The following is a 22604-nucleotide window of genomic DNA, read 5'->3' as shown; positions in this document are numbered from 1 at the left end:
GACGTGATTTCTCCTGCCATCAGAATACTTTCCTTGTTTGATGAGTGATGTTCATGGGCGGAAGTCCATTGAGAGGAGCGTAGTCCGAAGTGGGTTGGGCGGCAGTTGTAGACTTCCACCCGGCGTCAGGTCTGTGATTAAGGCAGTTGAACCATTGCTGTAGGTAAGCGTGCATTGAGATGCCACGGCAGGGACAGAATCGGTGATCACGTCGGCAGCGCGTGTTACAGCGCTTGCAGCCGTCACAGTATGAGATCGTGGCAACGAACTTGGTGGCTCCAACTGATGAAAGCCCTGAAACCGTGTCGCGTTATCAACGGACGTCAGGTTGTTATCTCCAGCAGTGGATGAGATTCTTACTCGGCGCGTTGTCGTTGAAGCGTTGGGAAGATACCCGCCGAAGAAAAGGAACCGGCCACCGCTTAGCGGTATCATTCCCGGGAACACCATCCAGCCGCCCCCCGACGTGCTGACGGTTCCGACCGTGCCCGTTGCGAGATTGACCCAGCAATGTCCGAACTCGCCAACGCCGCCTTCGTCAATTCGTATTCGGCACCAGTTATGGTTCCCCCGTTTTAGAACCACGCTGAACAGGAATGCGGCCCCGGCCGTGACGCCAGTGACGGTTTGAAGGACTTCAGAAGAGCCCACACCTTCAGTAACGAGCTGCGTTCCATCGTCTTGCGTCTCGCCAATAAGCGTGTTGCTCTTGCTCCACGCCTGAGTGAGATCGGTAGACCTGAGCAGCCTGTTTGAGCCGGATGGCTCTATCAGCAACCCTGCTCCATTCCTGCGGGGCTGATTAGACGCAAAGACCGTCAGCACGTCTAAATCAAATCCAGCGTTGGCGCGTGACGCCACCAGTCCCTCCAAGCTCGACGAGAGGACGCCTCCAGACATGTAAGCTCGGTTCTGCTGAAAATCTCGATATCCGGCTGAACCAACGGGCACCCACGCGGGCGGTAACGAAACAACACCCCGGCCCCGCGCGAAAGAGTTTGTGGTAACTTCTCCAGCCATCGCAAATGCCCGTTATGATAGCGCGAAGAACGTGCCGACAGCCGTGCCCATAACCGTCTTCGTGACGGCAAGTGGCAAGATAATCGGCTGCCCTGCAATGAAATTCAGTTGCATAGTCGTGCCACCGACCGTGAGCGTCGCCGTGCCAGACGTCGTTATGTTGGCAAGGAACGCTCTCCCGGCTGCACGAGCGGTGTTGTCGACGTAAGCGCCTGCGGCGGTGTAGCCGGTACTTGCTTTGTCGAGAGCGTCCTTGTCTTCTAGGCTGAGCGTCACAGGGACGCCGTTTGAAGCTGACGCACGGCCAGAGGGCAGCGGCGCGGCGGGGTTGCCGGAGGAATCAAGCGTTACGGAAACAACAACCGGCGCACCTGCTTCTTCGCCGCCGGCGCCCTGGTAAACGACGGTGTCGAATTTCTTGTTAAGGCTCATGATGTGACCTTTCGTCTTATGGCCAATAAGCGGGATTGGTGGCGTAGTCCGCCGGGATCTCCGGTAGAGCTTTCAGCGTGAAATACGCTGAATAGAGCGGCTGGCGCCAATCGGCCGCAGCATCAAGAACACGCCACCACTCGGAGGCCGTGACGAAAGTCGGACCGGTATCGGTCTTGATTCCGATCTGCCGGGTCGGCTCACCCATGTTTACAGCCGCTTGCGCAAGAGGCGTCACCTCCTGCATCCATCGCTTCATGTCGGCGTCGGTGGTGCCGAAATGATGGATCCCGCGACCGTCGCCGAGATCGTAATCGAAGCCGAGAGAAAGGCGGCGGTTGACTTCTGCGGTCAGCATCTCCGGTGTTGGCACGGCAGCAAGCCATTTCTGCCCGTCCCATAGCTGACGCCCGTCTTGTGGCGCTGTAGAAACTTCAATCCGATTCGCCATTTCAGCCGGAATCTCCTCATCCAGGCCGTCGAACGAACCGAGATATTTTCCGTCTGCACCCACGTAGAAGCGCGGTATAGTTGGCGGGCGCGGCTCAAGGTAATCAGCGTTTTCGTTAACTAAAAATTCTTCTGCCATTACAGCGCTCCTCTAACTCTCAGAGCCCAATTTGCAGACGGCGCGAGCACATTCCCCCCTCCCGACTTATCAAGGATTATTATCCCCTGGGCTGCTACCTTCCAGTAGATGTTGATGGCATCAGCCCACAGCAAGAAACCATAGTGGCCGCTACCCGACCATGGCTGAGCGGTAGACGCCAACTCGACTTCGTCACCTACATTCCAGTTGTTAATCGCGGCTGTGCAAACCAGATAGGCGGATAGCTTAGAGGGCTTACGACCCAAGCCGTGGCCAATCGAGCCTAAGCCGTTTATCACGTATGGCTGATTGCCACTTTTAAAGCCCCTAAGTAAAAGTTGTAGGTAATCCCCAAACTCAACGGCCATATCGCCACCGAACCGAATATTGCCGTTGGCGTAGTATGAAGCACTTGCGCCACCAAATTCCACGCCGATTTCCGGACCAAATGCTCTAACAGGGCCCCCTGACCCAAAGACGTATCGCGTGCCGTCCCACCCAAAATAAGCGTTGGCGGCATTCCACGTGTTGTACCCGGTGTTATCCCCGCGATTAAGCTGCACATCACCGTTCGCTTGAAGCTTGGAATATTTGCCCCCTGTGCCAGGGCCAAACAGCACATCGCCCGTGAGAATACCGCCGACCTTTTCAAGAAAGCCTTGCGTGATCGTCTGATAAATCGCGTATGCTTTACGGTACCAGTGAAAGGCAGAAAACAGCCCACCAGCCACCGGGACGTTTTCGGCCTCGCTCGCCCACCGACTTGCCAACACTGCATATCCTGATGCATTCGAAGCACTTCCGGCCGCAGCAGAAGCCAGCCCTGCCGCCTCATCACGGCTTGTCTTCGCAGCCTGCGAATAACCCTGCGCCGCCGCGATCTGCGTCATGGAGGGCTTTTCCTGCCCAGGCTCGACGGTCAGCGATCGCTCCGTCGTCTCTTTCACCGACTGGATCTGCATCACCATTTGATCAAGACGGCGCTCCACCACCTCGGGATAATAGGCTCCCTGGTTTTCCAGCGACGTCTCCTGCGTCAGCGGCAGCCGCCGAACGAGCGTCAGCGTCTGGCCGGCGAGAAGCGGTGTCGCCTTGATGACGTCGCCGCCGGTCTCGCTGCCGACGCCGGTGACACTATAATCGCCATGGTCGAGAGAAAGATCGGACACGTCGCCGGACGCCGAAATCAGCACGGCGCGGATGTGCTTGGCATCGAGTATCTTGAAACTATAGGGAAAAGTCGTCGTCGTGCCGTTGCCATAAAATGGCCCGGCGACGCTGACTTCGCTTGAAACCGTCATTGTTCACTCCATAGAAAAAGCGCCCTGAAGGCGCTTGTCAGTGTGGGCTGTGTGGGCATAAAATCGAAATGATCCGCCCAATATCGCCGCGGCGTAGGGAATACCGGATCTCCGCCATCGTTTCGGACGTTGGGATTGGTGGCTCTGGTCATACCGAGGCAACCGTCGTGGCGGATTATCCGCAACAGCATCGGCTCGAAAATCGGTATCGATTTTCGCATAAAGCACGATGCGCAAATTCAAGTTTGGACGTGGTTCCCGCGAGCACGCACAACTCTATCGACATCGCTCTTAGAGCGGCGCCTGAAGTTGAACTGGCTCACTTCGTGGTGCCCCACCACCTGACACAGGCGAGGCCTCGTCAAGCGCAAGGATCGGATCAAAGTCTTCCGTATCACCGAACCCTGCCGCCTTGGCCAGGCGATCGCGAGAGATACCGAGCACCATGGCAACCGCCGCCAATCCGTCACCCTCCGCGGCATCAACGCTTTTCAAGCTGCTGTTGCTTTGAGAGGCATCATTCCAGTTTTTCAGGAAAGCGTCGAAGGCTTGGTCCGCAACCGGCGCCATCCCCGCGCCTCCCTCCGCCTGGTCGCCCAGAAAAAACCCGGCCAGCTCCCCGGCCGCACTTCCATCCCCCGCCAACCCGCCTTTCCCAGCCTCGATAATCACCCTTGCCAGAACCGCCGGAAGAGCAATCCCTGCCAGATAGATGGCAAACAGGCGCGGCGCCCCCATGTAGCCGAAGCTTTGCATGATAGGCTGAAGATCTCCACCTAAGATTTTGGCTTGGCCATTGAAGTAGCTGTAGAACAGCGTGAACAGGCGGGCGAAGGCCGTCCCGGTCTCTGTTGCGAAAGGGCTTTCCATACCTTGGATAACGAGGCCGTCCGCCGCCGCCACAGCCTTCGCCAAGCCTTGCCCAATTGCCTCGTCATAGGCGGCATGCCAGAGCACAAGCTCAAGGGCACTCCGCGTCCCCTGCAGCAAAATGTCGCCATAGATGCCGGCCTTCTCGCTGATCAACCCGCGATCACTCGGCTTGAGGATCGCATGCTGGACACGTCTCTCCATCTCCCGGCTGCCACGCGTCATCCGCGCTTGCATCACGGAAGACAACTGCGCCGCCTCGTCTCGCATGGCTGCGCCTTCTCCTTTTCTACCGAAGCGAAGCAGCGCAGCCTCCAGACGGCGGGACGACATGTCTGCCAGCGTGGAAGAGCGGGAGCAGGCCGCGGCGGTCGCATTGACGATATCGAGCATCATGCTGCGAACCCCCGCACGCCCACGGATTGCCCGCAACCCATGAGACAACGCCCGCCCCTCCGCCGTTGTTGGCTGCACCTCAGCCACCGGCTGGCGAACCATGCGCAGCCAAGGCGCTATCACCGTGTCGATCATATCGGGCGAGATCTCTTCCAGCGCCACCAGGATTTCCGGCCTGTTCAGGATCCGCCAAATCTGCTGCACCACGGGTTCGAGATGGATGAATCTCAAGAGCTGATCCATATGCGCCGCAAGCATCGAACACTCCAGCTCCAGCGGTCGCGCGTCACTCGCGTTACCCTGTCCGGTGAAGGCAGGAGCAATGGTCGGAAACATCTCCGCCGGGTCCCGCCCGCCATCATCCACACCAGCCGCGTGTTCAAACACCGCCGGCACAAAACCGCCGGCATAGGTGCCGAACGGCGTCTTCATCGCGGCAGGCACCACCTCCCTGAAAGCGAAGCCGCAGATCTTGCGGTGCGCCTCCTGCCCCGGGCGCTTCAGCCTCTCCATCGCATCCCAAATGGCCTGCGCCGCATCATAATCCGCTTTGGTCAAAATGCCTTCGCGCCACATCCTTGCGAGAAAGCGCTCCCATCCGGCCTGCCAGCCGCGCCCGGCCAGAAGCTTACGTTTATTGCTGTCATTGCCGGTGTGCAAAAGCGCATGAAACAGCTGCCCCTTGTTCTCAAATGTATATCCAAGCTCCGGGGCGCCAATCGCCGGCCCCAGAAATTCCACCCTGCGCGGCGCGATAATGGCGTGAAGCGCGCGAAGATGAGCAGCCCTGTCCTGTTCATAGCGCTCAAACGCCTGCCGCACCGGCTCGATGATGAAACGCGAACAAGGCCCCGCCTCGCCCCCATCCATATCCTGTGCCCAGAGCTCAACCGGCCGCTGGGCCGCCTCAACGGAAAGTGGCGTCACGGCCCCCGCTCCAAGCGCCTTCAGCCTGCGTCGCAGGTCCGCGTTCTGGCCCTCGCTGCGCTCAGCCACAGCCGCCGAAACCAAGCCAAGAACAGTGTCCAGATCATGCCGCTCGCCATCGATCTCGATCTTCCTCGCGTTCTGGCCAACCTCCGTGACATTGTCGATCGCATCGTGAACGGCATCGAATTCCGCAACGGTCAGATCGCCAGACACCTTTTCATCTGCGTTGGCGTAAACCTCCGTCGCCTGTGAAAGCACGTCATAGGACAAGATCGTCCTCCTTCATTTGCTCAAGCCAACCATCCATGTCGAACCGGACAGGTTCGCTCGCCAGGCCAAATTTTGCGGCAAGCGCACGCACGGCTTGGCGATCATCCGCCTCAGCGCCGCCCGCCCGCTCGTCATCCATCGCATCCAAGGTCGCCATGCGGTCGATCAGCGCCTCAAGCTCGTCTGCCTTGGCAGAGGCCGCCATGTAGAAATGGCACGCCATCAGCTGTCGCCGTTTCGCCTCCGCCGCTTGGCTCAAATCATCCTTGGCAAAGGCCTCCGCCGCCTCGGCGGCGCCCTTGCGCTCGGCCGCAAGGTGGCGGTCGGAATCCGTCGCGCTGGACACTTTCAGCGCGCTGAACAGCCGGTAGACATTCCCCTCCACCTCGTAACGCGTCGTCGCCTCACCGCCCGAAAGCTTGCTCAGCGCATTCAGCTCCGCCAGCAGAAACGCGCGCCGCTTGTCCCCATGCAGCACCTTCAGCGCCTCTTCTTCCAATTGGCCGTCCAGCAAAAGATCGCCATGACGCTCAACCATCGTCCGCTCGGTCAGAAGCTCGATGGCAAGTTCGATAGGACGCGCCCGCACCAGCGCCTGCAGAAACGTCCGGCCACTGTCAAACCCATACATGCCGGCGGCAATGTCGGGGTGAATGCCATCGCGTCCGGCAAAGGCATGGGCATGGTCCAGCTCATCCTCACCTCCATCCGCCTTGGAAGAAAGAGGCTTCAAACCAAAGTCCCGCTCCAGAATATCCCGGTCGAGCTTGATCCGCCCCACCGGCTTGCCATCGAAATCGGTGCCGAAGCGCAATGCCTGAATGGCCTGATAGATCGGCACGGCCTGCAAGGTCCGCTTCGATATCGCCTTCACCGTCTCGCGCTCCTTGCGATACCAATCCTGGCGCGCGAGAAAGATCGGCTTCATCACCTGACGCCGCAGTTTTTGATGCGCCTCATCATCCGCAGCTTCATGAAGCCGACGCAAGCGTCGGTGCTCATCCGCGGAAACCCCCACCGTTTTCCCACCCGTAAACAACATGCCCGCAGACATATCATCGCGCGCCTCTTCGATTGCCGCATGTGTTGCCAGCATCCGCAAAAGCACATCGCGAATATCGGGCGAAAGCGTCAAATCAAGACCGCGCAATGCTTCATAGACATGCAGAAGCCACTCGGCGAAATGCTCGAAAACAGTGCGAAGAGCCACCGAAGGCGTCTCACCCTCCAGCAGATACACCTCGAAGGCCTGGGCAAACTGCGCGTGGATCGCGCTTTCGCCAGCACCAGAAACCTCCCGCCCCCAGTCGCGCAGGGTCTCACCCATCTCCCGCACATCGGAATCCGTCCGGCCAATTTCAGGAAGCGTTTCCAAAAAATACCGGCTCGTCCCGCGAAGAAAGGCGGAAAGCTCAGCACTCTCAAAAAGCCGAATGAGGGATGGGTTTTTATCGGGTTCAACAATATCCATCGAATCCCTCCTTGGATTTATCGTCCGTTACGGTTCAGCGTTTTTCGACGGTCTGACCAAGGCGTCTCTGTCGGAATTGCGGGACCTTGCCTGTTGAAAATCTCAGGTGAAGGACTGGGCGATTCCAGCCGGCCGGCAGGTGCGGTGGATGACTGCAGCATTGCCTTGAACCTTTCCGTGGCGATGTCGCCATTGGAAGCCGTCCGTGGCGGTATCGAGACCGGAGAAGCCCCAGACCGATCAATCCTCGACGACGTATCATTCCCGCCGGCAGCGGGAACGGTAGCACCGGAGCTGTTCGTACCACCCTGCCCATCGGCCGGCGCGACAGCAGCTTGCCCCGAAGCCCCATTGCCCGCAGGAGGCTGCTTTTGGTTACCCGAGGAAGCGCCGGCAGGCGGATTGTCTCGCGAATAGTCTTCACGCGTTTGACCGGTCTTGGCAGATCTCACGCCGCGCGTTGCATCCAGCGCCACAGCCTGAGACTGCGCCGGAGTGACACTGGAAGCCTGCTGAGGCTGGATGTCCTGCTGACGTTCCTGTTCAGAAATAATTTTGTTTTTTTCCTGGGCAATCCGCGCTGCCTCTAATTCACCATTGGTTTGGGTAGAAGGCTCGCTGTGCTTCAACTTCAAGTTTCGGATTTCAGCAGGGGTCTTGGCCTTTGGATCGAAGCGCCCGTAGTCGTAAAACAAGGGTGCAATCTCGGTCCCTGCAATATCTGTCGTGTAGGTACTCGTGCGTACTCCGACGTCGCCACCCGTTACCCGCGCAACGTCAACCTGCGCTTTTCCAATGCCTGGCAGGTTTTCAAGTTGTACCTTGCCTGCAAACCTTCGATTAAACGCATCGAAGGGGCTAACGGGTATGTAGATTGTCTCCATAGGGCCCCCTCGTGTGATGGCATCAACGTGGTCCCTATATGTAGTGGAGCTCCGAGCACGTAGCTTTGATTCTGAAGCCCGCTGCCCGATATCTTCAATCATTGTACTTGATATTACTGGCTTCGGCACCTCATCGGCACCGTCCGGGAGACCGAAGAGTTTCTTGGTACTCTCTCCAAGAGCGTGCTGACCGGCACCGGTAAAAAATGCTTCCACTGTTCCGTCTGCTAGGGATCGCTGAGGGTCGGAGAGGTTTTGCGCTATATAGTTTTCCCCTACCTTTTTTAGAGCTTCCTTTGTGCCCTCGACAACCATTTCAGGGAGTAACTCCCCCGCTCGCTTTCCCAGTATCTTTTCTAAAAAAGCGAATTTTAGTTTCTTATCGCCCGGAATAAAATCGAGGCCTTCCAGTACAACACCTCCAATGGCTGCCTTGCTCTGGTCATTTTCATTCCCACCGCGCTCTTTCTCGTCTCTAGTTTGTTCTCCAGCACTCTTGAGCGTGTTGATAACCTTCGCACCTTTAGGCCCAACTAGCCTGTAGATTATGGCCTCAAAAGCCACTTCGCCAATCACGTCACCGACCTTTTGGCCAATGCCATCTTTCAGACCCGGATAGGCGGGAAAAAGCTCGTCGCCGAAATCCTGTACGTGTTCACCGGCGAACTGCAAATTGTTTGACGCCCATTCGATACCGCCCACAGGATCGTTTTCCGCTTCTAGACGACGCGCGCGGAAAAACTCGTATACTTGGTCTTCGGTCTGATAGCCGGAGAGTACATTGGAGAGAACGTACTGTGCCCAAGTGTCCTTGATCTGCCCTTGCTTCGGGATGTCAGCGCGCAACTTCGCGACATCCTCTGGCGACATGCTCTTGGCATGTGCAATTCGGACCACAATCTCCGGTGGCTCCCATACAGGCGGATGCATCAACTGTCCCGCCCCATTCAGTACCGCCCCAACCTGGGAGATTACTTTACCGGTCGGCCTTTTGACGGCTTCCCCCAGGTTACCGACAGTGTACTCGAGCCAGGTGAGGTTTTCGACATCGTCCCACGCAAGTCTGATGTTGTCCGAATTCTTAAGCCACTGTGCAGTACGGGGCGAACCTTTGAGCATCGCTTGGTTATGCGAACGTTGCAGCCGCTCTAGCAGCATGTCGCGACTGGCGGCTGCTACGTCGGCACTGATCCCGAAGGCGTTGCCAAGCTTCATGTCATTCGCGAAAACATCCGGATTGACCTGTTGGGCATTGTTCAGGATGAGGTTAGTAGTGTTGCCAACAGAATCTCGCTGGTATCTTTTCCATTCTAGGTACTCGTCAGGTGTTGGCATTGGTGCTCCATTAGGTGCGCTCAATCGCTGCCAGCAAGCATCGCTTCAAATTGATTAGGAAGAACTTGATCAAATCCGCGATTTTTCTTGTTCTCTGTCTGTTCATCTCACCAGCTGTATTTTAGTATCGCTGGGTGTCGAGTCGATTGTCGGCAGTGTCGTGAGACTCGGTGACGTTAAGGCTTTCCAATCATTCGTTTGGGGAACGGGGAAACAGGCATTTCAAGAAAATCACCTTCATCACACTCCTTTGCTCAGCCCTAGCTGGTTGCGGGATGACGTTGCCACTGAAGGGGCAGACAGCAAGCGGCGCCGAAACTTTCTCCGGAAAGGCAACCGGATATGTGGACGGGGCAGGCACCATAGAATTGACCAGCAGCAAAGGCAGGAAATGCACTGGCACATTTGTCTACGTTACCAAGCGCAACGGAGAAGGGACCTTCACCTGCCAGGACGGCAAGAGTGGGGACTTCAAGTTTGTCTCCACCGGCTTGCGCGGTACCGGTTCGGGAACAATCGCTGGTGAACTGTTTACTTTCACCTTTGGATAGCTATCTGCGGTTAAAAAGAAATGGTGTGTCCAGCTGAATGCATATCAGCCGGATACCCGCGTCGAGATCAGGAGCGATCACTCTATCGTTGCGCTGCCACCGATCCTAAGCTTGTGACCAAAGGACATAGAACGGCTATCGCGAAACGAACTTGATGTACTCCCTGACGATTTCCTCCTCCGTGGGCTCTGGAGGTCTAACGGACCCACTCGAAGGCATCCTCTCATAGCGGAGTTGGGAGCGAATCGTTTCGCGCACGTCGTGTGGGATGTCGTCGAAGGCAACACTTATTTCAAAGGTGGAATCTGCTTTTCGTCTATTGGCCTCAAACAAAAAATGTCCGTTGTCATTGTGGGTAAACCATCCAAAACCAGACTTCGTCGTGATGACTATTGGTACCAACAAGTGACTGATGATCTTGTCCATCTCGACGTAATCAGGTCTTCTACCATTGTTCTGGCTGCGAAATTCCTGAATCCTTACCTGCAATTCCTGTTGAAAAAAGAGGATCCTCTCATGCATTTCCCTACGTGCTTCGGCTTGCATATCTCTCGTCCCGCGGCGGGAAACGGCATCGATTGTTAATCCCGCTGCACTGAGTGCCTGCTTCGCCTGTTCATTGGCTTCCTTAAAAATGGTACCATCACGTTCAGCCTGGGCTTCATCGGCGAGAATGGCGTTTTTGCGATCCTGCAGTTCCTTCCAACTGCTGCGTGAAAGGCGGTTGATAAAATCCGGACTGGTCAGATCTAGCTTCGCGAAAGCCACGGGCTCAAGGCGGGAATAGGTCGACAGCTTACTGTAAATCACAGGATCGGTCTTGAGTTCGTCGGCCTTAGCTTCATACTCCATAAAAGCTAAAACCCTAGGTTCCCCTGCAGCAATCTTCAGTTCCACCGGAATCTGCGACAAGGGCGTCCCGTTCTGCATAAGCGTCCATATCCGGTCAGACGCTTTCTTGGCCTCCGCAATTTCGGCTTGCGATGCGCTGCTTATTTCCTTCGCTAGATGCCTCTGAGACGCTGCTCTCAGGTCCGCATCTGCGATCTGGTTGATACGACTGATAGCTTCCGCCTCGGAGATCATGGAAGTGCGCGCAGCAACCCCGTCGTAGGCCGAAACAATCACGCTGCCTTCACGCCCAAACAGTGCCGGATCCGTGGATACTCCCAGAGAAAACGGAAAGCGCAGATGATACTTCTCCGCATTATCGTGAAGCCAGTCGAGAACCTGAGCCGGAGCCTGATCCAGCGGCCGCCCCTCATAGGTCAACTGGATGCTTCGCCCACTTGAAACGGAAGACGCTGAGGCAGCAGAGGCGCGTGATGTCGGGTCTACAAAGCTCACCCCCAATCCCTTGCGAATGTCCTCTGGCGCATCCTCGATTAAGGCCTTGGTGTTTTCGGCAAGGGCATTGTCAAGCGGAAGCGCGTCACCGGGTCGATCGGGCTTTGCCGAGATTGAAACGAGAAATGCTTTCGCCCGCGTTGGTCCGCCGCGTTGCGGTTCTTCCTCCGCCGCACCGTTCACGCCACTTGCGGATGCCTGGCCGGGCTCAGCTTTCGCATCCCCAACCCCGTCAGGGTTGCTGCTATTCCTGTCCGTTCCGACGACCGTATCCTTGCCGGCACCAGCGGTTGGATTCTGAGCGGCATTGGCACCGCCTCGCGTGCCAACATCCTTACCAGAACCAGTCTCAGCCTTGCCGGACGGAGCCTTATCCACAGCGCCCGTCACAACCTTGTCAACCGCACCGGCGGGGTTTCGTTTCTCGGACACGATCTCCGTGGCCATCTGTTTGCCCTTCTCGTCGATTGCCAAGGGCCTGATCTTGGTCTCCAGGTCCGCCCGCGCCTTCGGGTCCACCTGGGCACTGTTGGCCTTCAGATACTCCATCGCCGCGGTCGCCCCACCAGGCTTTCCGGCCATCGTCATGGCTACCCCGGTGTGAAGTCCCGTTATGAAGTCCATGGCCTTGGCCACTATCACCTCCGGCGTCCAGCCGTTCAGCTTACCGAGATTGTGGATTTCGGTGACGCCGGACGCCACCGCGGAATTGATCTGCTCGGGCTTGTTGTACCCTGCGATCGCCTGGTCCTTTGCAAGAGAAAGCCTGCCTTCAGCGGACTTGCCAACCCACTCCTTCTGCCCCTGAGCCTTGTGCTTGATGGCGGCTTCCAGGCTGGTCGTCACCACAGGAGCGACCATCGCCTCATATCGTCCCGCCGCCAGCGGATCTTTCGGCTCAAAGGTCTTTTGAAGCTTGGCAAGCGCCTCTTCATAGCCGGGATAGCCTTCGACAGCGCCTTGACCGCTTGTGTTGAGATAGCCATTTTCGCCATGCTCCAACGCAAGCTTTGCACGCTCGAAAGCGGTCTTGCTGTCCTTGGCGGTGGTGTCGGCCTGAAGGTCGCGCAGCTTGCTGGCAAACTCGGCCATCTTGCCGAGCCCTTCGCCAAGAGACTGCATGCCCTTGCCCACCTGCGCACCAAAATCATTCTCCGTCGCCTTCACCGTCAGTGGCTGCTGGAGGATCGGCCGCGGGACAACGCTGCCCTGATAAACAGGCACGGCAGCCTGGCGAAAATATTGTTTGACCGGAACCTCAGCCATGGCGCACTCCATAAAAAAGGCGCCCCGAAGAACGCCTGGCAACATCTAATCTCGTGATTTTGTCAGAGCAGGCCGCAGCCAATGGCCGAGCCGTCACTCGCGGCTGGAATGCGCATTCTCACCTGTGAGAACACACGCATGCCTGGAAGAAACGACTCGACAGCCCTTCCAACTCCTGCGCAAATATCCAGGTCTCAAACCAATACCGCACCCGAACAGCAGGCCCGCGCATGAAACTGGCAACCGCCGCCCTTCTTCTGGCCTGCATGCCTTTTGTAGCTTCAGCAGAGGACGCGCCCTCGGACGCACCTGTTCCTTGGGGCGAATTCGCAGGCTGGCGGGTTTTCATGGACCCTAGCGTTGGCAACGCCTGTTACGTAGCGCATATCTACAATGCGGGCGTCTTCATAAGACTGGGACGCTTCCGCAATGAGACAGGCTCCGGAATTTATCTTTCGTTCAACAATCCCAAGTGGAAGTCGTTGGAGGACGAGAAGGAATACCCGGTCAGCGTCCAGTTCGGCAATCACGAACTTTGGGATGCAAAAGCGTCGGCATTGGTGAAGGATAATGATGTCACACGCGCACTTACGATCTCCACGGGTGATGAGAGTTTCCTTGAAGAGTTCAAGACGAGCGACACCACAAAGCTTTTCTATGAAGGCAAAGAGATCGCCAATCTCTCGCTAGACGGTGCTCCCAAGGCCGTGAGCGAGATGAACGCCTGCCAGAAGAAGACCGACGAAGTTTTGAATAAGCTGAAATCGAAGGCTGAAGACATCGATCCTTTCGCAAAAGACCCGTCCGTCAAAGCATCGGATGATCCTTTTAAGCTGTAACACCAGCTTTCGATGTCGCCCCGACGGGGGCGAGCATTTCCTCAACCAAAGCTCCAAGGTACCGATGCACTCAAATCTGGCCAGAAAAACCTTAAGCATCGCAGCCAGATCCGTGGCAGCACTGCTTGTTTGCCTCTCTCTCGCCGGCCCTGCATGGGCCGCCTCTTCCGGCGAAAACGATACCCCTGCACGAAGATTGAAGGGTTGGAACATCGGTGAATGGAGGGAGACCGGCGGTTGCTATTTTGAGGCACCCTTTGAAGGAGCATTGTTTTTGCGCGTGGTAACCTACGTTCAGGCGGAGCAGTCGGGATACATGTTTACGATCCACAGTAAAAACTGGACGTCAATCGAGAACCGTCAACACTATCCGATCATCGTCCAGCTCGGCGATCACAATCCTTGGAAATTCAATGCAATAGCGAGCGTGGCCAAACCGATCTATATGCTCGGCTCTCTGACCCGCAGCGAGAAATTTATGGATCAGCTCAAGAACAGCGACGTTCTTCGCATTTCTTACAACAACAAGATCGTTGCAAGGCTTGAACTGAAAGGCGTCTCGGGTGCCATGGCGGACGTACTCGAGTGCCAGAAATACATGCAGCCGTCGCTACCAAAGAGCAGCCAGTGATGTTTGAACCGCGATGGCTGCAAGCGCCAATTCTACTCCGAGCCCTGCAAATGGCAACAATCGCCGCCCTTGCCTTCCAACCCGTCAAGGCGCGGGCGGAAGCAACCCTTTGGGGATTCGTCGGTCATTGGTCCGTTTACACTGACGCAGTCGACACCCTTGGATGCTACGCCGAACGGACCTATAGGGATGCTACATTCCTGACCGTCGGCCTCTCCCGTCAGGCAGGAGATCACTACGTCTACCTCACTTTGGCGAACGCGAAATGGACGTTTCTCAAAGAGGACAAGGCCAACACGCTGCGCCTTAAGTTCGGTTCCAGTCCAACAATAAAGTTGAGCGCAAAGACGATCGTTGCAGGCGGGGTTCCGCAGGTTTTGGCGATTATCGATAGGCTCGATTTTCTGGACGAATTCCAGAAGCACGACACTTTGCGCATCAATCTCGACGGCTCGGATGTCGCAACGCTAAAGCTTGATCGCGCCACGGATGCGTTTTCCGAAGTGCGAGACTGCCAGACGATGATGACGGAAGGCACCAAAAGATCGTTGGAAGCGGGTAGCGATCCTTTCGCCAAAACGCCATCGGCCGAGCCACAAGATGATCCCTTCGCCAAGCCCACATCCAAGACTCCCCCGGACGATCCTTTCGCCAAGCCGCCTGCATCAAGCGCATCTGACGACCCTTTCGCCAAAAAGCCATGAAGCAGTAACCAGCTGACGCGACGCTGATACTCGCGCAATCTGGCTGACACCCTCAGCCCGGAAGTTTTGAGCTGACGGGTGAGATCATCTGCGCAACCTATCGGACGCAAGACGCTTCCAAGGCAAAACCACTCGACAGGCATTTCGACTCATGCACAAATGCGCAAGTCTCACCACCTTGCCGATAGCCAACATAAAGCAGGCCCTCGCATGAAACAGGCAATCGCCACCCTCCTCCTGGCCTGCATGCCTTTCGCCGCCGCCGCGCAGGACGCATCAAAGGTAAAAGACCCGATCCTTTGGGGCGAATTTGGCACCTGGACGGTTCAGATGGAACCGGACCTTGGTCATGCTTGTGTCGTCGCATCCGAGTTTGACACCGGTCATATTCTGGTTTTTGGACGCTATTTCAAACCGGGTAAGCCCGGATTTTTCATTTCCTTTCAGAACGAGAAATGGAAGTCATTGGTGCATAAAAAAGTGTACTCCGTCAGTGTTGGCTTTGATGAGAAAGAAACCTGGGACACAGAGAGCGGAGCCTACGTCCAGGGATCCACCCGTAGACTTGCGATGAAAACAGTCGCGCGCGCTTTTTTTGATGAGTTCAAGTCCAGCAAGACCGTCAAGATGTTTTACGAGGGCAAGGAGATCGCCAAACTTTCCCTGAGCGGCGTCCAAAAGGCTTTAGAACAAATGGACGCCTGTCAGCAGACGACGGACGAACTCTTGAAAATCTCCAGAACGGAGTCCGACACATCCGATCCCTTTGCCAAGAAACCGTCTATACAGGCCTCAGACGACCCCTTCGAACCGTAATCGGGTGGCAATAGCCTCTTGGCAGTCGATAAGAGCGATGGTCGAACAGAGCTGTCACAACCGCATCCGGCACAACAACCATCCAGCATGATCAGGCAAAAGACATGTATAGGCTCTTGAAACACACCCTCCTCGCCGCATGCCTTCTCTATGTGCCATTCAGCCCCAATGCCGCTCCTGTTGAATGGGGAACCTTTGGTAACTGGTCGGTGGCCGTGGAGCCCGATCGGAATTTTGGCTGCTATGTGGCGCTTCGCTCCAAGGGTGATACGAGCCTGCATTTCGGCATGGATCTCGCAACGGAATTTCCAAGATTCTATTTTCTGTTGAGGAACGAGAAGTGGAAATCACTGGAAGACGAGAAGGTCTACCCGCTGCTCTTCACCTTCGATTCAAAGGCACCTTTGGAGGTGGACGCCATCGCATCGGTGAGCGAGACATTGCAAGACCTGAGCATCGGGAAGATGGGCGGCAAATTCATGCTGGAGGCCCAAAAAAGCACTCAGTTGCGCGTGACCTATGCTGAGAAGGACGTCGCAAACTTTCAGCTCGAGGGAGCGACCCAGGCGATTTATGAAATGCGCGCCTGCCAGGACGAGACTGAAAAAATGCTCCGCAAAAGCGCCGAAGATGCAAAGCCGCAAGACCCCTTCGCCAAGACGCCTTGACGGCTGAAGGGCTTCGAAAAGCCCCGACCAACGATGGGCGCTCATCACGTCCCCGATTTCGCCTTGAACAACGGACTATCGCCAAACGTCTTGCTCGCTCCGGTCAGCAGAGTGCCGAGCGCTTTCAGGTTGCCGCCCTTGCGGGTGTTCTTGGCATTCGCCCGCGCAAGGCTGGCCTCCGCCCGGCCATTGGCCGCCGCCACGTCGAAGTCATAGGCCTCGTTTGCGGCATTGCGGCGAATGGTCAGCGCGTCGATCTCACCAAGCGTCGCGGTATCGACCAACAGATCAAGCGGAGAGCCGAATGTCAGGTCCACGCCATTGGCGGCCATGGCTGCCCTTTGCTGGCCGGTAATCTGCGCGGTCTCCTGGCGCTTCTTCTGCTCTTCCAGCTTGCCACGGTCCAGCGCATCACGCGCCCGCCTCTCGGAAAGCCGCACATTCATGTCCGTGACTTTCGCGTTATATTCGGATGCGGCGGCACTTGCCTCCGCCTCCTGTTTTGCGCCGGCCGCACCAATCACGGTCGAGGCGGCGCCAAGGATCAGACCAAAATCACACATGCCTCAAGCCTTCATCTCAAAAATACGAAAAGGGCGCTGCTCATAGCCAAAAGGCTGCGGATCGGAGAGCGTGAAGCCCAGCCATTGCAGCCACCGTTTGGAAACCACATTCCGGTCATCGACGACATTCTGTAGCAGCGTGTAGCGCTTCCGCATCTCGGCCACCCAGTGGAGCGAGCCACGCAGAAAATCGCGCGCATGCCGCTCCAGCGCATCGGTCCCCAGCAGCCACGGCGCACCGGTCCGGGTCAGAATATTCGTCGTGCCACAGCCGAACATCAGCTCCGGCACATCGTCGAACAACACGGTATGGGCAAAGTCGGACCGCTCCACCGAGTGCAAAAGCGCAGAGGCCGGTCCGCGTCCCACGGCGGCGAACACCTCCTCGCGGTCGGCCTCACGCATCCGCGGCGCAATCACATCCACATGGTCGATGCTGGCCTCGATCACCCGAACCGTCACGCTGCCACCCTGAGATCCGGCATGATGGCCAGAACCGTCATCGGCAGCGGATCGAACTGCTTGATGATCATCGTCCCACCCTTCGTCCAGTCCGCCGTTGGCGTCAGTTCCACATCGCCGGTCGCAAGGCGGATCGCCTCGCTCCAGTTCTCGAACTCGCGCTGCTTCAGCTCCACCAGCGCATCCTCGGCAGGCCCGGCCCAGATACCGCGGGTCTTTTCCACCCTGAGCGTGATATTGGCGATCGCCTTGTTCCTCGCCTGCACCGTGCCAAGCTCGCCCACATTGCCAAGATCGACGTCGAGCGTCCTCAGTTCCGCCTCATAAGGCAGGCCCACATGTACCTTGGAAGCCGCAATCGGCAGCGTCACCGTGCCATTCGTCACCACCAGATCGCGCACCACATTGCCATCCGCCAGCGCCACCAGCATCTTGCCCTCCAGGTGGTGAAGCCCGCGCATCGTCTTCGTCGGCGCGCCCTCATAGGAAAGCCCGCTATCGACGAAGAACGCATCTTCGGACATCGCAAAGAGGCGCGAATGCATGCGCTCGATGTAACGCTGCGACTTGCCATCCACCGTGCGGCGAATGACGAAATAGACCGCGTCCTCGTCGCCCTCGGCCACCACATTCACCGCCTCGAACTGACCGTCCGTCTCATGCCGCGTCCAGGCCCACACCTCATGCTCGCGCATATAGGTCAGGCTCACGCATTGCCCATTGTCCAGCACTACCCAGACGATGGAATAGGGCGACTGCGCAAAAGCCCAGGACACCACCTGCCGACCTTCGAACAGGTGGCGCGACATGATCGTCAGATCCTGGCCAGTAAAATTGTCGTTGGAAAATTCATAGGAATAGTCGCGAATAACCCCGCCCCGCGCCAGCGCAAAAAGCATCACGTCGCCGACTGCAATCGGCTGCAACCAGGATGAGCCACGGTTGCTCTGCTTCTTCACCACCATATTGGTCGGCGTCATGATCTCTTCACCGCTACCGGCCACATTGAACTCGTTGGCGGTGGTGAAGACCGCCATGCCGCGAGACTCGCTGATCGCGCGGATCTGGTTCTTCTCCTTGGAACGGATGCGCAAGGTGATGGCGTCGCTCGCCTTCACCGGCGAGGCCGCGCCGAAATTCTCGTAATTGGCCGATTGCCCGAGCCAAAGCCCCGCCGGCACATTCGCCGTGCCGCCCATGGCCAGCCGCTGCTCGTAGAAATTCACGCAAGCCGGATAATTGCCAGCACTGTCGAACGGGTTGTATCCCTCCTGCGGGCCGCTCGCCAGATCCGGCGTGATGTTCTCGTCGGTAAAGCTCGTCGTCTCGGTCTTGCCCACATAGCCATAGCGGCCATTGTCCAGCCGGTAGACCACATAGCTTCCTGCCCCCGGCGTCGCTGTCCAGAACAGCGCATTGCGGTTGCCGCGATAGACCATGTCGTTGCGCAGCGTCGCAGGCTCGGATGGCAGGCTTTCTTCTCCTGTCTCATCGGAGATGGCCGCCACCACATATTTCATCTCCTTGCCGTAAACGATCGCACCCGTCACGCCCGTCGGCACCGGCGGCGCGCCAGCGGCAGAGCTTGCTGGAGGCTGTTTTCCACTGCCGCTATTTTCCGTCTGGCCGAATTCGGCTTCGAGAACCGGCGTCTCCGCCAGCAAGCCGTCGCCGCTGTCGGTGCGGTACACCCTGTAGAGGCTGGCACCCGTCGCGGCGTTCCAAGTCAGCCGGATGCGCCGGCCATCCTCGTTCTCATACTGCACGTTGACCGTCACCGTGGCAGAGGGCGCGCTCTCTGCCCCCGAGGCGCTGACCGACGTGATCCGATAGGACACGTTTGCGGTTGCCCCACCTTTCCTCTTGAACACCGCATTGCCAGTCACCCCCGCGGGCTTGGCAATCTGCGGCACAAAGGTCAGCGGCGAAAACAGCCAGTTGGCATCGCCAAGCCTGGAAAGCTTCATTGGCGGATGTGCCTGATGCGTCAGATACATCACGTCGTTTTCCTGGGCGAAAACCACACGCCGCAACTCGTCCGCCGTATAGGGCGATGAAATCTCGTAGACGCGCCGCGCCGTGCCGCCACCCGCATAGGCCGGCATGCCAAGCGTGGAGAGAGCCACACCCAGCAGATCGTCCAGCTGATACGTATTGGCCGTGACATTGCGGATAATGAAATTGCGATTGTTCAGCGCACTCATGCCGGCCACACCGGAAATGAAAACCTCATCGCCATTCGCAAAGCCATGCGCTGCGGACGTCACCACGCCATTTGCGGCAATAGAAATACCGGTGATCGCCTTTGCCGCCTCCAGCACCGGGCTTCCGGCGCGATAGACGCGCATCTTCAGGTGGGAGAACTCCAGATTATAGGTCTGGTCCGTCTCCGCATCGAAGATGAAGGGGAGCAGAATGGCAAAGCCCGACCCCCGCGTCCGGCCGATAAATTCCAGCCCGCTGCGGTTGGACGCTCCGCCATGCGGGTGAATGAAAATGTTCTTCGCCACCTTGAGACCGGACCGATATTTATCCACATCGACCCGCGCCCACAGCGCCGGGCTCAACTCGCCGGAGGTAAAGGCCGGCTGCATCACGCGCAAAATCGCCATCGCCTCAACCCCGTGCCGTCATCAGCGTGGAACTGTCGTTCCAGCTCGATCGATTTTCATCCGCATCCGCCTCCTTCGCCGCCTCGAAAGACGAAGCCGCAATCTGGTAGGCATCCTTGCGGGTGGATTGGTCGGAGGTCAGCGGAATGGCGATCTTGGCAGACAGCGCCCAGCTCAACGCCTCTTCGAAAAGCGGCGGATAACGCGCCGGGTCATCGAACTGCCGCACGAATTCCAGCTTCGCCGGAGACTGATCGCAAAAGATCAGCCCTTCGGTCGCTTGATAGGCAACGTCATCGCCGTCACCTGGCAAAAGCACGGCCGGCACGATGCGCAGCGGCTTCAAACAATTCTGCGGCCGCGCATAGGCGTGGCGCCAGCGCTCAGGGCGCGGATTGGCCACCTCCGCCAGATCGACCATGGTCTTGGCAAATTCCCATTCATAGGATTGCAGCAACCGGTCGCGCGTCAGCGTATAGTGGAGCTTGCAGGTGCGCGCCTCGGTCGAGGGCTCGTCTATGTCGGAAATGGTCTTCTTGCCGATGTTGGACAGCGCAATGTTGCAGATGCTGGTGACGGATGACATTCGCTTCTCCAAAATAGAAAACCCGGCTCTGGATTGAGCCGGGTTCAGGATGCGGTATGCAGCATTCACTTTGGGTCATCCTCGGGCTTGACCCGAGGACCCATCTTTCAATGGCTTACGGAGGCAGGCCAGTCTTTCAACTGACCGCAACCATCACACCTGGCTCACCTTGTCCTCAAGTGCCGCGATAATCTCCGCCTTGGTCGAAGGCGTCGCCTCGCCCAGAAGCTTGCGCGCTGCCGCCTTGAAGGTCATGAACTCGACGCCCGGATCGCTCGCCATCTTCACCACATCCGCCGCGGTCTTCTCGGCAGAAGCAACGGGAGCGTTGCGCATCAGCCGCTCGATCTCGGCGTTCTTCTCGGCAATCTCGGCGCGCAGAGCCTCGATCTCGACATTGTCGACACGGGACGTCTCGGTCCCATGGCGCTGTGCTTCCGCTCGTTTGCGCGCTGTCGCTTGGCGGGCGAGCGCTTCTTCCGGCGAAATCTCGCTCATCCAGAAGGCGGAGAAATGGTTTTCGGTCGCAATCTCGAAAACCTCGCCCTCTTCGCGAAAATGCCCGTAGACACCGGCCCGGGTCGCCATCACGGTCTTAGTCATAATTATTGTCCTCCGAGGCGGCCACCACACCGGCGGTGATCCTGCCCGCCGTCAGCGGACCGGTGGCGACCGTATAGGCAAGACGGGCAAAGCGCTCGTCTGCGCCACGCGGAAAGAACTCCAGAGGGAACACATAGCCGGCCACAAGGGCCGCCTTGGGGATCGCGCCGGAGGTCCAGGCCACGCGGGGCGACGAAAACGCCTCATTGTCGTCGGTCTGCAGGTCGACGGTCAGCGTCGCCGCACCGGCGGCAAGCGCCGTCTCCACCATCTGCAGGCGAAGATCGACCTTCTTGCCGCGGCCAAGATCCTTGCGGATCGCAGCAGCTGCACCCACGGGTTTGCCGGATGCGCCGAAGTCGATGACATTGGTGGATACGGTCGAGGCGGTGATCGCCTGCGCATCCGAGAAGAGATTCTGTGCGTCAAAAATCATGGAGTGTCACCTGTTCCAGACCGTCCTCAGACGATCTGCCCTTCTGTTTCGAGAATATTGTCGTCGCGGCGGATCGGATGCCCAAGGAAGGAGACGATCGGCTTGCCCTGGCTCTGGTCGAGCGTCAGGTTCACGTTCGTACGGTTCATTGCCTGCTTGTGCAGGAAGGTCTGCACCGTCTTGCTGGCATAGATCACCGTCTTGCCGTTCGGCTGGTTCGGGTTCTGCAGCGCGTAATAGCCGTCGATCATCAGGTTGATGAGATCGGCACCGCCGGCCGTCGGGTTGGCGCGCAGATCGGAAATATCGATATTGGCAATACGCGCCACGCCGCGCCAGTCGCGGACCGAAAGGCCGATGTCCTGCTGGAACTTCTCGCGGTACACATCGTAGAGAGAGCCGTCGGGCAGTTCCTTGGTGGTCTTGCCCTTGTCCTCGCGCTGCAGACCGGCCTTCGATCCTTCCGGATAAAGCAGGTGCACGGAATCCTCACCCCAGGTCACGAACCAGATGGAGGTGTTGTCAGAGCCCGTGCCGCCGGCATCGACGATCTGGCGGCCATTGGCTGCGGATTTGGAATTGAAGCGTGCATGCAGGCCGGTAAAGCGCTCCGGGTTCACGTCGATATCGCCGTAATAGACGGTGGAGCCCAGCATGTTCGCCATACCCGCAATATGGGCCTTGGCTTCATTGAGCCGGAAGCGCGCCGGGTTCTTGGCGATTTCGACCAGCTTGGCATCGACTTCGGACCAGTCTTCCAGCATGCCGGTCGCGTCCTTCACCTGCGCCGTCGTGCCCTTGGTCGGCAGAACGCCCTTGTAGAGCTTGCGCCAGGTGGGAACGGGAAGGCCGGTGCGCACCGTCGTCAGATGCGACGAGCCCATGTTGCATTCGAAGATCGGCGCGTCTTCATACATCGCGTTGAACTGCACCAGCATGTCGATGATGGTGGAGATATCGTCGCCCCAGCCCTGCTTCTTCAGGTCGGAAAGGGTGGGATACATATTGCCGATAGTGGCCAT

Annotated in this window: 21 protein-coding genes; 6 read left to right on the top strand and 15 right to left on the bottom strand. The window is 57.8% G+C overall.

All coding sequences use genetic code 11. The annotated features are described in order from the left end of the window. Positions 1 to 51: 51 nt before the first annotated feature. From ACTJK5_RS00820 to ACTJK5_RS00790, 7 genes are all read right to left on the bottom strand, one after another. Entirely contained in the window at positions 52 to 861 is an 810-nt protein-coding gene (locus ACTJK5_RS00820; RefSeq protein WP_440611644.1) for a phage head spike fiber domain-containing protein, read from the bottom strand. 171 nt (positions 862 to 1032) lie between these two features. After that, on the bottom strand, positions 1033 to 1452 hold the full coding sequence (locus tag ACTJK5_RS00815) for a hypothetical protein (RefSeq protein ID WP_440611643.1): 420 nt from the start codon (positions 1450 to 1452) through the stop codon (positions 1033 to 1035). Between the two features lie 16 nt (positions 1453 to 1468). Then, positions 1469 to 2041: a hypothetical protein gene (locus ACTJK5_RS00810; protein WP_335322095.1), complete on the bottom strand. Its 573-nt coding sequence runs from the start codon at positions 2039 to 2041 to the stop codon at positions 1469 to 1471. Next, on the bottom strand, positions 2041 to 3342 hold the full coding sequence (locus ACTJK5_RS00805) for a hypothetical protein (RefSeq protein WP_440611642.1): 1302 nt from the start codon (positions 3340 to 3342) through the stop codon (positions 2041 to 2043). The genes ACTJK5_RS00810 and ACTJK5_RS00805 overlap by 1 nt, the downstream gene beginning before the upstream one ends. 291 nt (positions 3343 to 3633) lie before the next feature. Continuing rightward, entirely contained in the window at positions 3634 to 5808 is a 2175-nt protein-coding gene (locus ACTJK5_RS00800; protein ID WP_440611641.1) for a hypothetical protein, read from the bottom strand. Then, positions 5798 to 7279, bottom strand: a complete 1482-nt coding sequence (locus tag ACTJK5_RS00795) for a hypothetical protein (protein WP_440611640.1) — start codon at positions 7277 to 7279, stop codon at positions 5798 to 5800. The genes ACTJK5_RS00800 and ACTJK5_RS00795 overlap by 11 nt, the downstream gene beginning before the upstream one ends. A 17-nt stretch (positions 7280 to 7296) precedes the next feature. Further along, the gene (locus ACTJK5_RS00790; RefSeq protein ID WP_440611639.1) at positions 7297 to 9498 is read right to left on the bottom strand and encodes a hypothetical protein; all 2202 of its coding nucleotides are present in this window, start codon (positions 9496 to 9498) and stop codon (positions 7297 to 7299) included. Positions 9499 to 9773: 275 nt separating this feature from the next. Here ACTJK5_RS00790 and ACTJK5_RS00785 point away from each other — a divergent pair, with 275 nt between their 5' ends. Next, the gene (locus tag ACTJK5_RS00785) at positions 9774 to 10049 is read left to right on the top strand and encodes a hypothetical protein (protein ID WP_440611638.1); all 276 of its coding nucleotides are present in this window, start codon (positions 9774 to 9776) and stop codon (positions 10047 to 10049) included. Positions 10050 to 10184: 135 nt separating this feature from the next. On the opposite strand, the gene ACTJK5_RS00780 is transcribed toward ACTJK5_RS00785, so the two are convergent. Continuing rightward, positions 10185 to 12488 (bottom strand): hypothetical protein, encoded by a 2304-nt coding sequence (locus ACTJK5_RS00780; RefSeq protein ID WP_440611637.1) that lies wholly within the window; start codon positions 12486 to 12488, stop codon positions 10185 to 10187. Positions 12489 to 12892: 404 nt separating this feature from the next. On the opposite strand from ACTJK5_RS00780, the gene ACTJK5_RS00775 reads away from it, so the two are divergent. The 5 genes from ACTJK5_RS00775 to ACTJK5_RS00755 all read left to right on the top strand — a co-directional run bounded on the left by ACTJK5_RS00775 (position 12893) and on the right by ACTJK5_RS00755 (position 16320). Beyond that, positions 12893 to 13501: a hypothetical protein gene (locus ACTJK5_RS00775; protein ID WP_116491939.1), complete on the top strand. Its 609-nt coding sequence runs from the start codon at positions 12893 to 12895 to the stop codon at positions 13499 to 13501. 112 nt (positions 13502 to 13613) lie between these two features. Next, positions 13614 to 14132, top strand: a complete 519-nt coding sequence (locus ACTJK5_RS00770; protein ID WP_343107618.1) for a hypothetical protein — start codon at positions 13614 to 13616, stop codon at positions 14130 to 14132. Between the two features lie 50 nt (positions 14133 to 14182). Continuing rightward, a complete protein-coding gene (locus ACTJK5_RS00765) occupies positions 14183 to 14836 on the top strand; it encodes a hypothetical protein (RefSeq protein WP_343107619.1) in 654 nt (217 codons plus the stop codon). A 210-nt stretch (positions 14837 to 15046) separates the two neighbouring features. Next, the gene (locus tag ACTJK5_RS00760) at positions 15047 to 15652 is read left to right on the top strand and encodes a hypothetical protein (protein ID WP_440611636.1); all 606 of its coding nucleotides are present in this window, start codon (positions 15047 to 15049) and stop codon (positions 15650 to 15652) included. A 104-nt stretch (positions 15653 to 15756) separates the two neighbouring features. Continuing rightward, a complete protein-coding gene (locus tag ACTJK5_RS00755; protein ID WP_440611635.1) occupies positions 15757 to 16320 on the top strand; it encodes a hypothetical protein in 564 nt (187 codons plus the stop codon). A 44-nt stretch (positions 16321 to 16364) separates the two neighbouring features. Here the strand turns inward: ACTJK5_RS00755 and ACTJK5_RS00750 are convergent, their stop codons facing one another. From ACTJK5_RS00750 to ACTJK5_RS00720, 7 genes are all read right to left on the bottom strand, one after another. Further along, a complete protein-coding gene (locus ACTJK5_RS00750) occupies positions 16365 to 16883 on the bottom strand; it encodes a virion core protein, T7 gp14 family (RefSeq protein ID WP_274103047.1) in 519 nt (172 codons plus the stop codon). 3 nt (positions 16884 to 16886) lie between these two features. Further along, positions 16887 to 17345, bottom strand: a complete 459-nt coding sequence (locus ACTJK5_RS00745; protein ID WP_440611634.1) for a hypothetical protein — start codon at positions 17343 to 17345, stop codon at positions 16887 to 16889. Beyond that, entirely contained in the window at positions 17342 to 19957 is a 2616-nt protein-coding gene (locus tag ACTJK5_RS00740) for a ubiquitin-activating E1 FCCH domain-containing protein (RefSeq protein WP_440611633.1), read from the bottom strand. Before ACTJK5_RS00740 ends, ACTJK5_RS00745 begins: the two co-directional genes overlap by 4 nt. Positions 19958 to 19961: 4 nt before the next feature. Then, a complete protein-coding gene (locus ACTJK5_RS00735; protein WP_440611632.1) occupies positions 19962 to 20543 on the bottom strand; it encodes a hypothetical protein in 582 nt (193 codons plus the stop codon). 153 nt (positions 20544 to 20696) lie between these two features. Continuing rightward, positions 20697 to 21146: a hypothetical protein gene (locus tag ACTJK5_RS00730; protein WP_440611631.1), complete on the bottom strand. Its 450-nt coding sequence runs from the start codon at positions 21144 to 21146 to the stop codon at positions 20697 to 20699. After that, entirely contained in the window at positions 21139 to 21582 is a 444-nt protein-coding gene (locus ACTJK5_RS00725) for a Bbp16 family capsid cement protein (protein ID WP_112520960.1), read from the bottom strand. The genes ACTJK5_RS00730 and ACTJK5_RS00725 overlap by 8 nt, the downstream gene beginning before the upstream one ends. 26 nt (positions 21583 to 21608) lie before the next feature. After that, a complete protein-coding gene (locus tag ACTJK5_RS00720) occupies positions 21609 to 22604 on the bottom strand; it encodes a major capsid protein (RefSeq protein WP_062439585.1) in 996 nt (331 codons plus the stop codon).

The organism is Agrobacterium sp. 22094, from assembly GCF_052046015.1.
Classification (GTDB): domain Bacteria; phylum Pseudomonadota; class Alphaproteobacteria; order Rhizobiales; family Rhizobiaceae; genus Agrobacterium; species Agrobacterium cavarae.
Note: the sequence above shows the minus strand (reverse complement) of the source record. Positions and strands in the feature narration are given on the sequence as shown.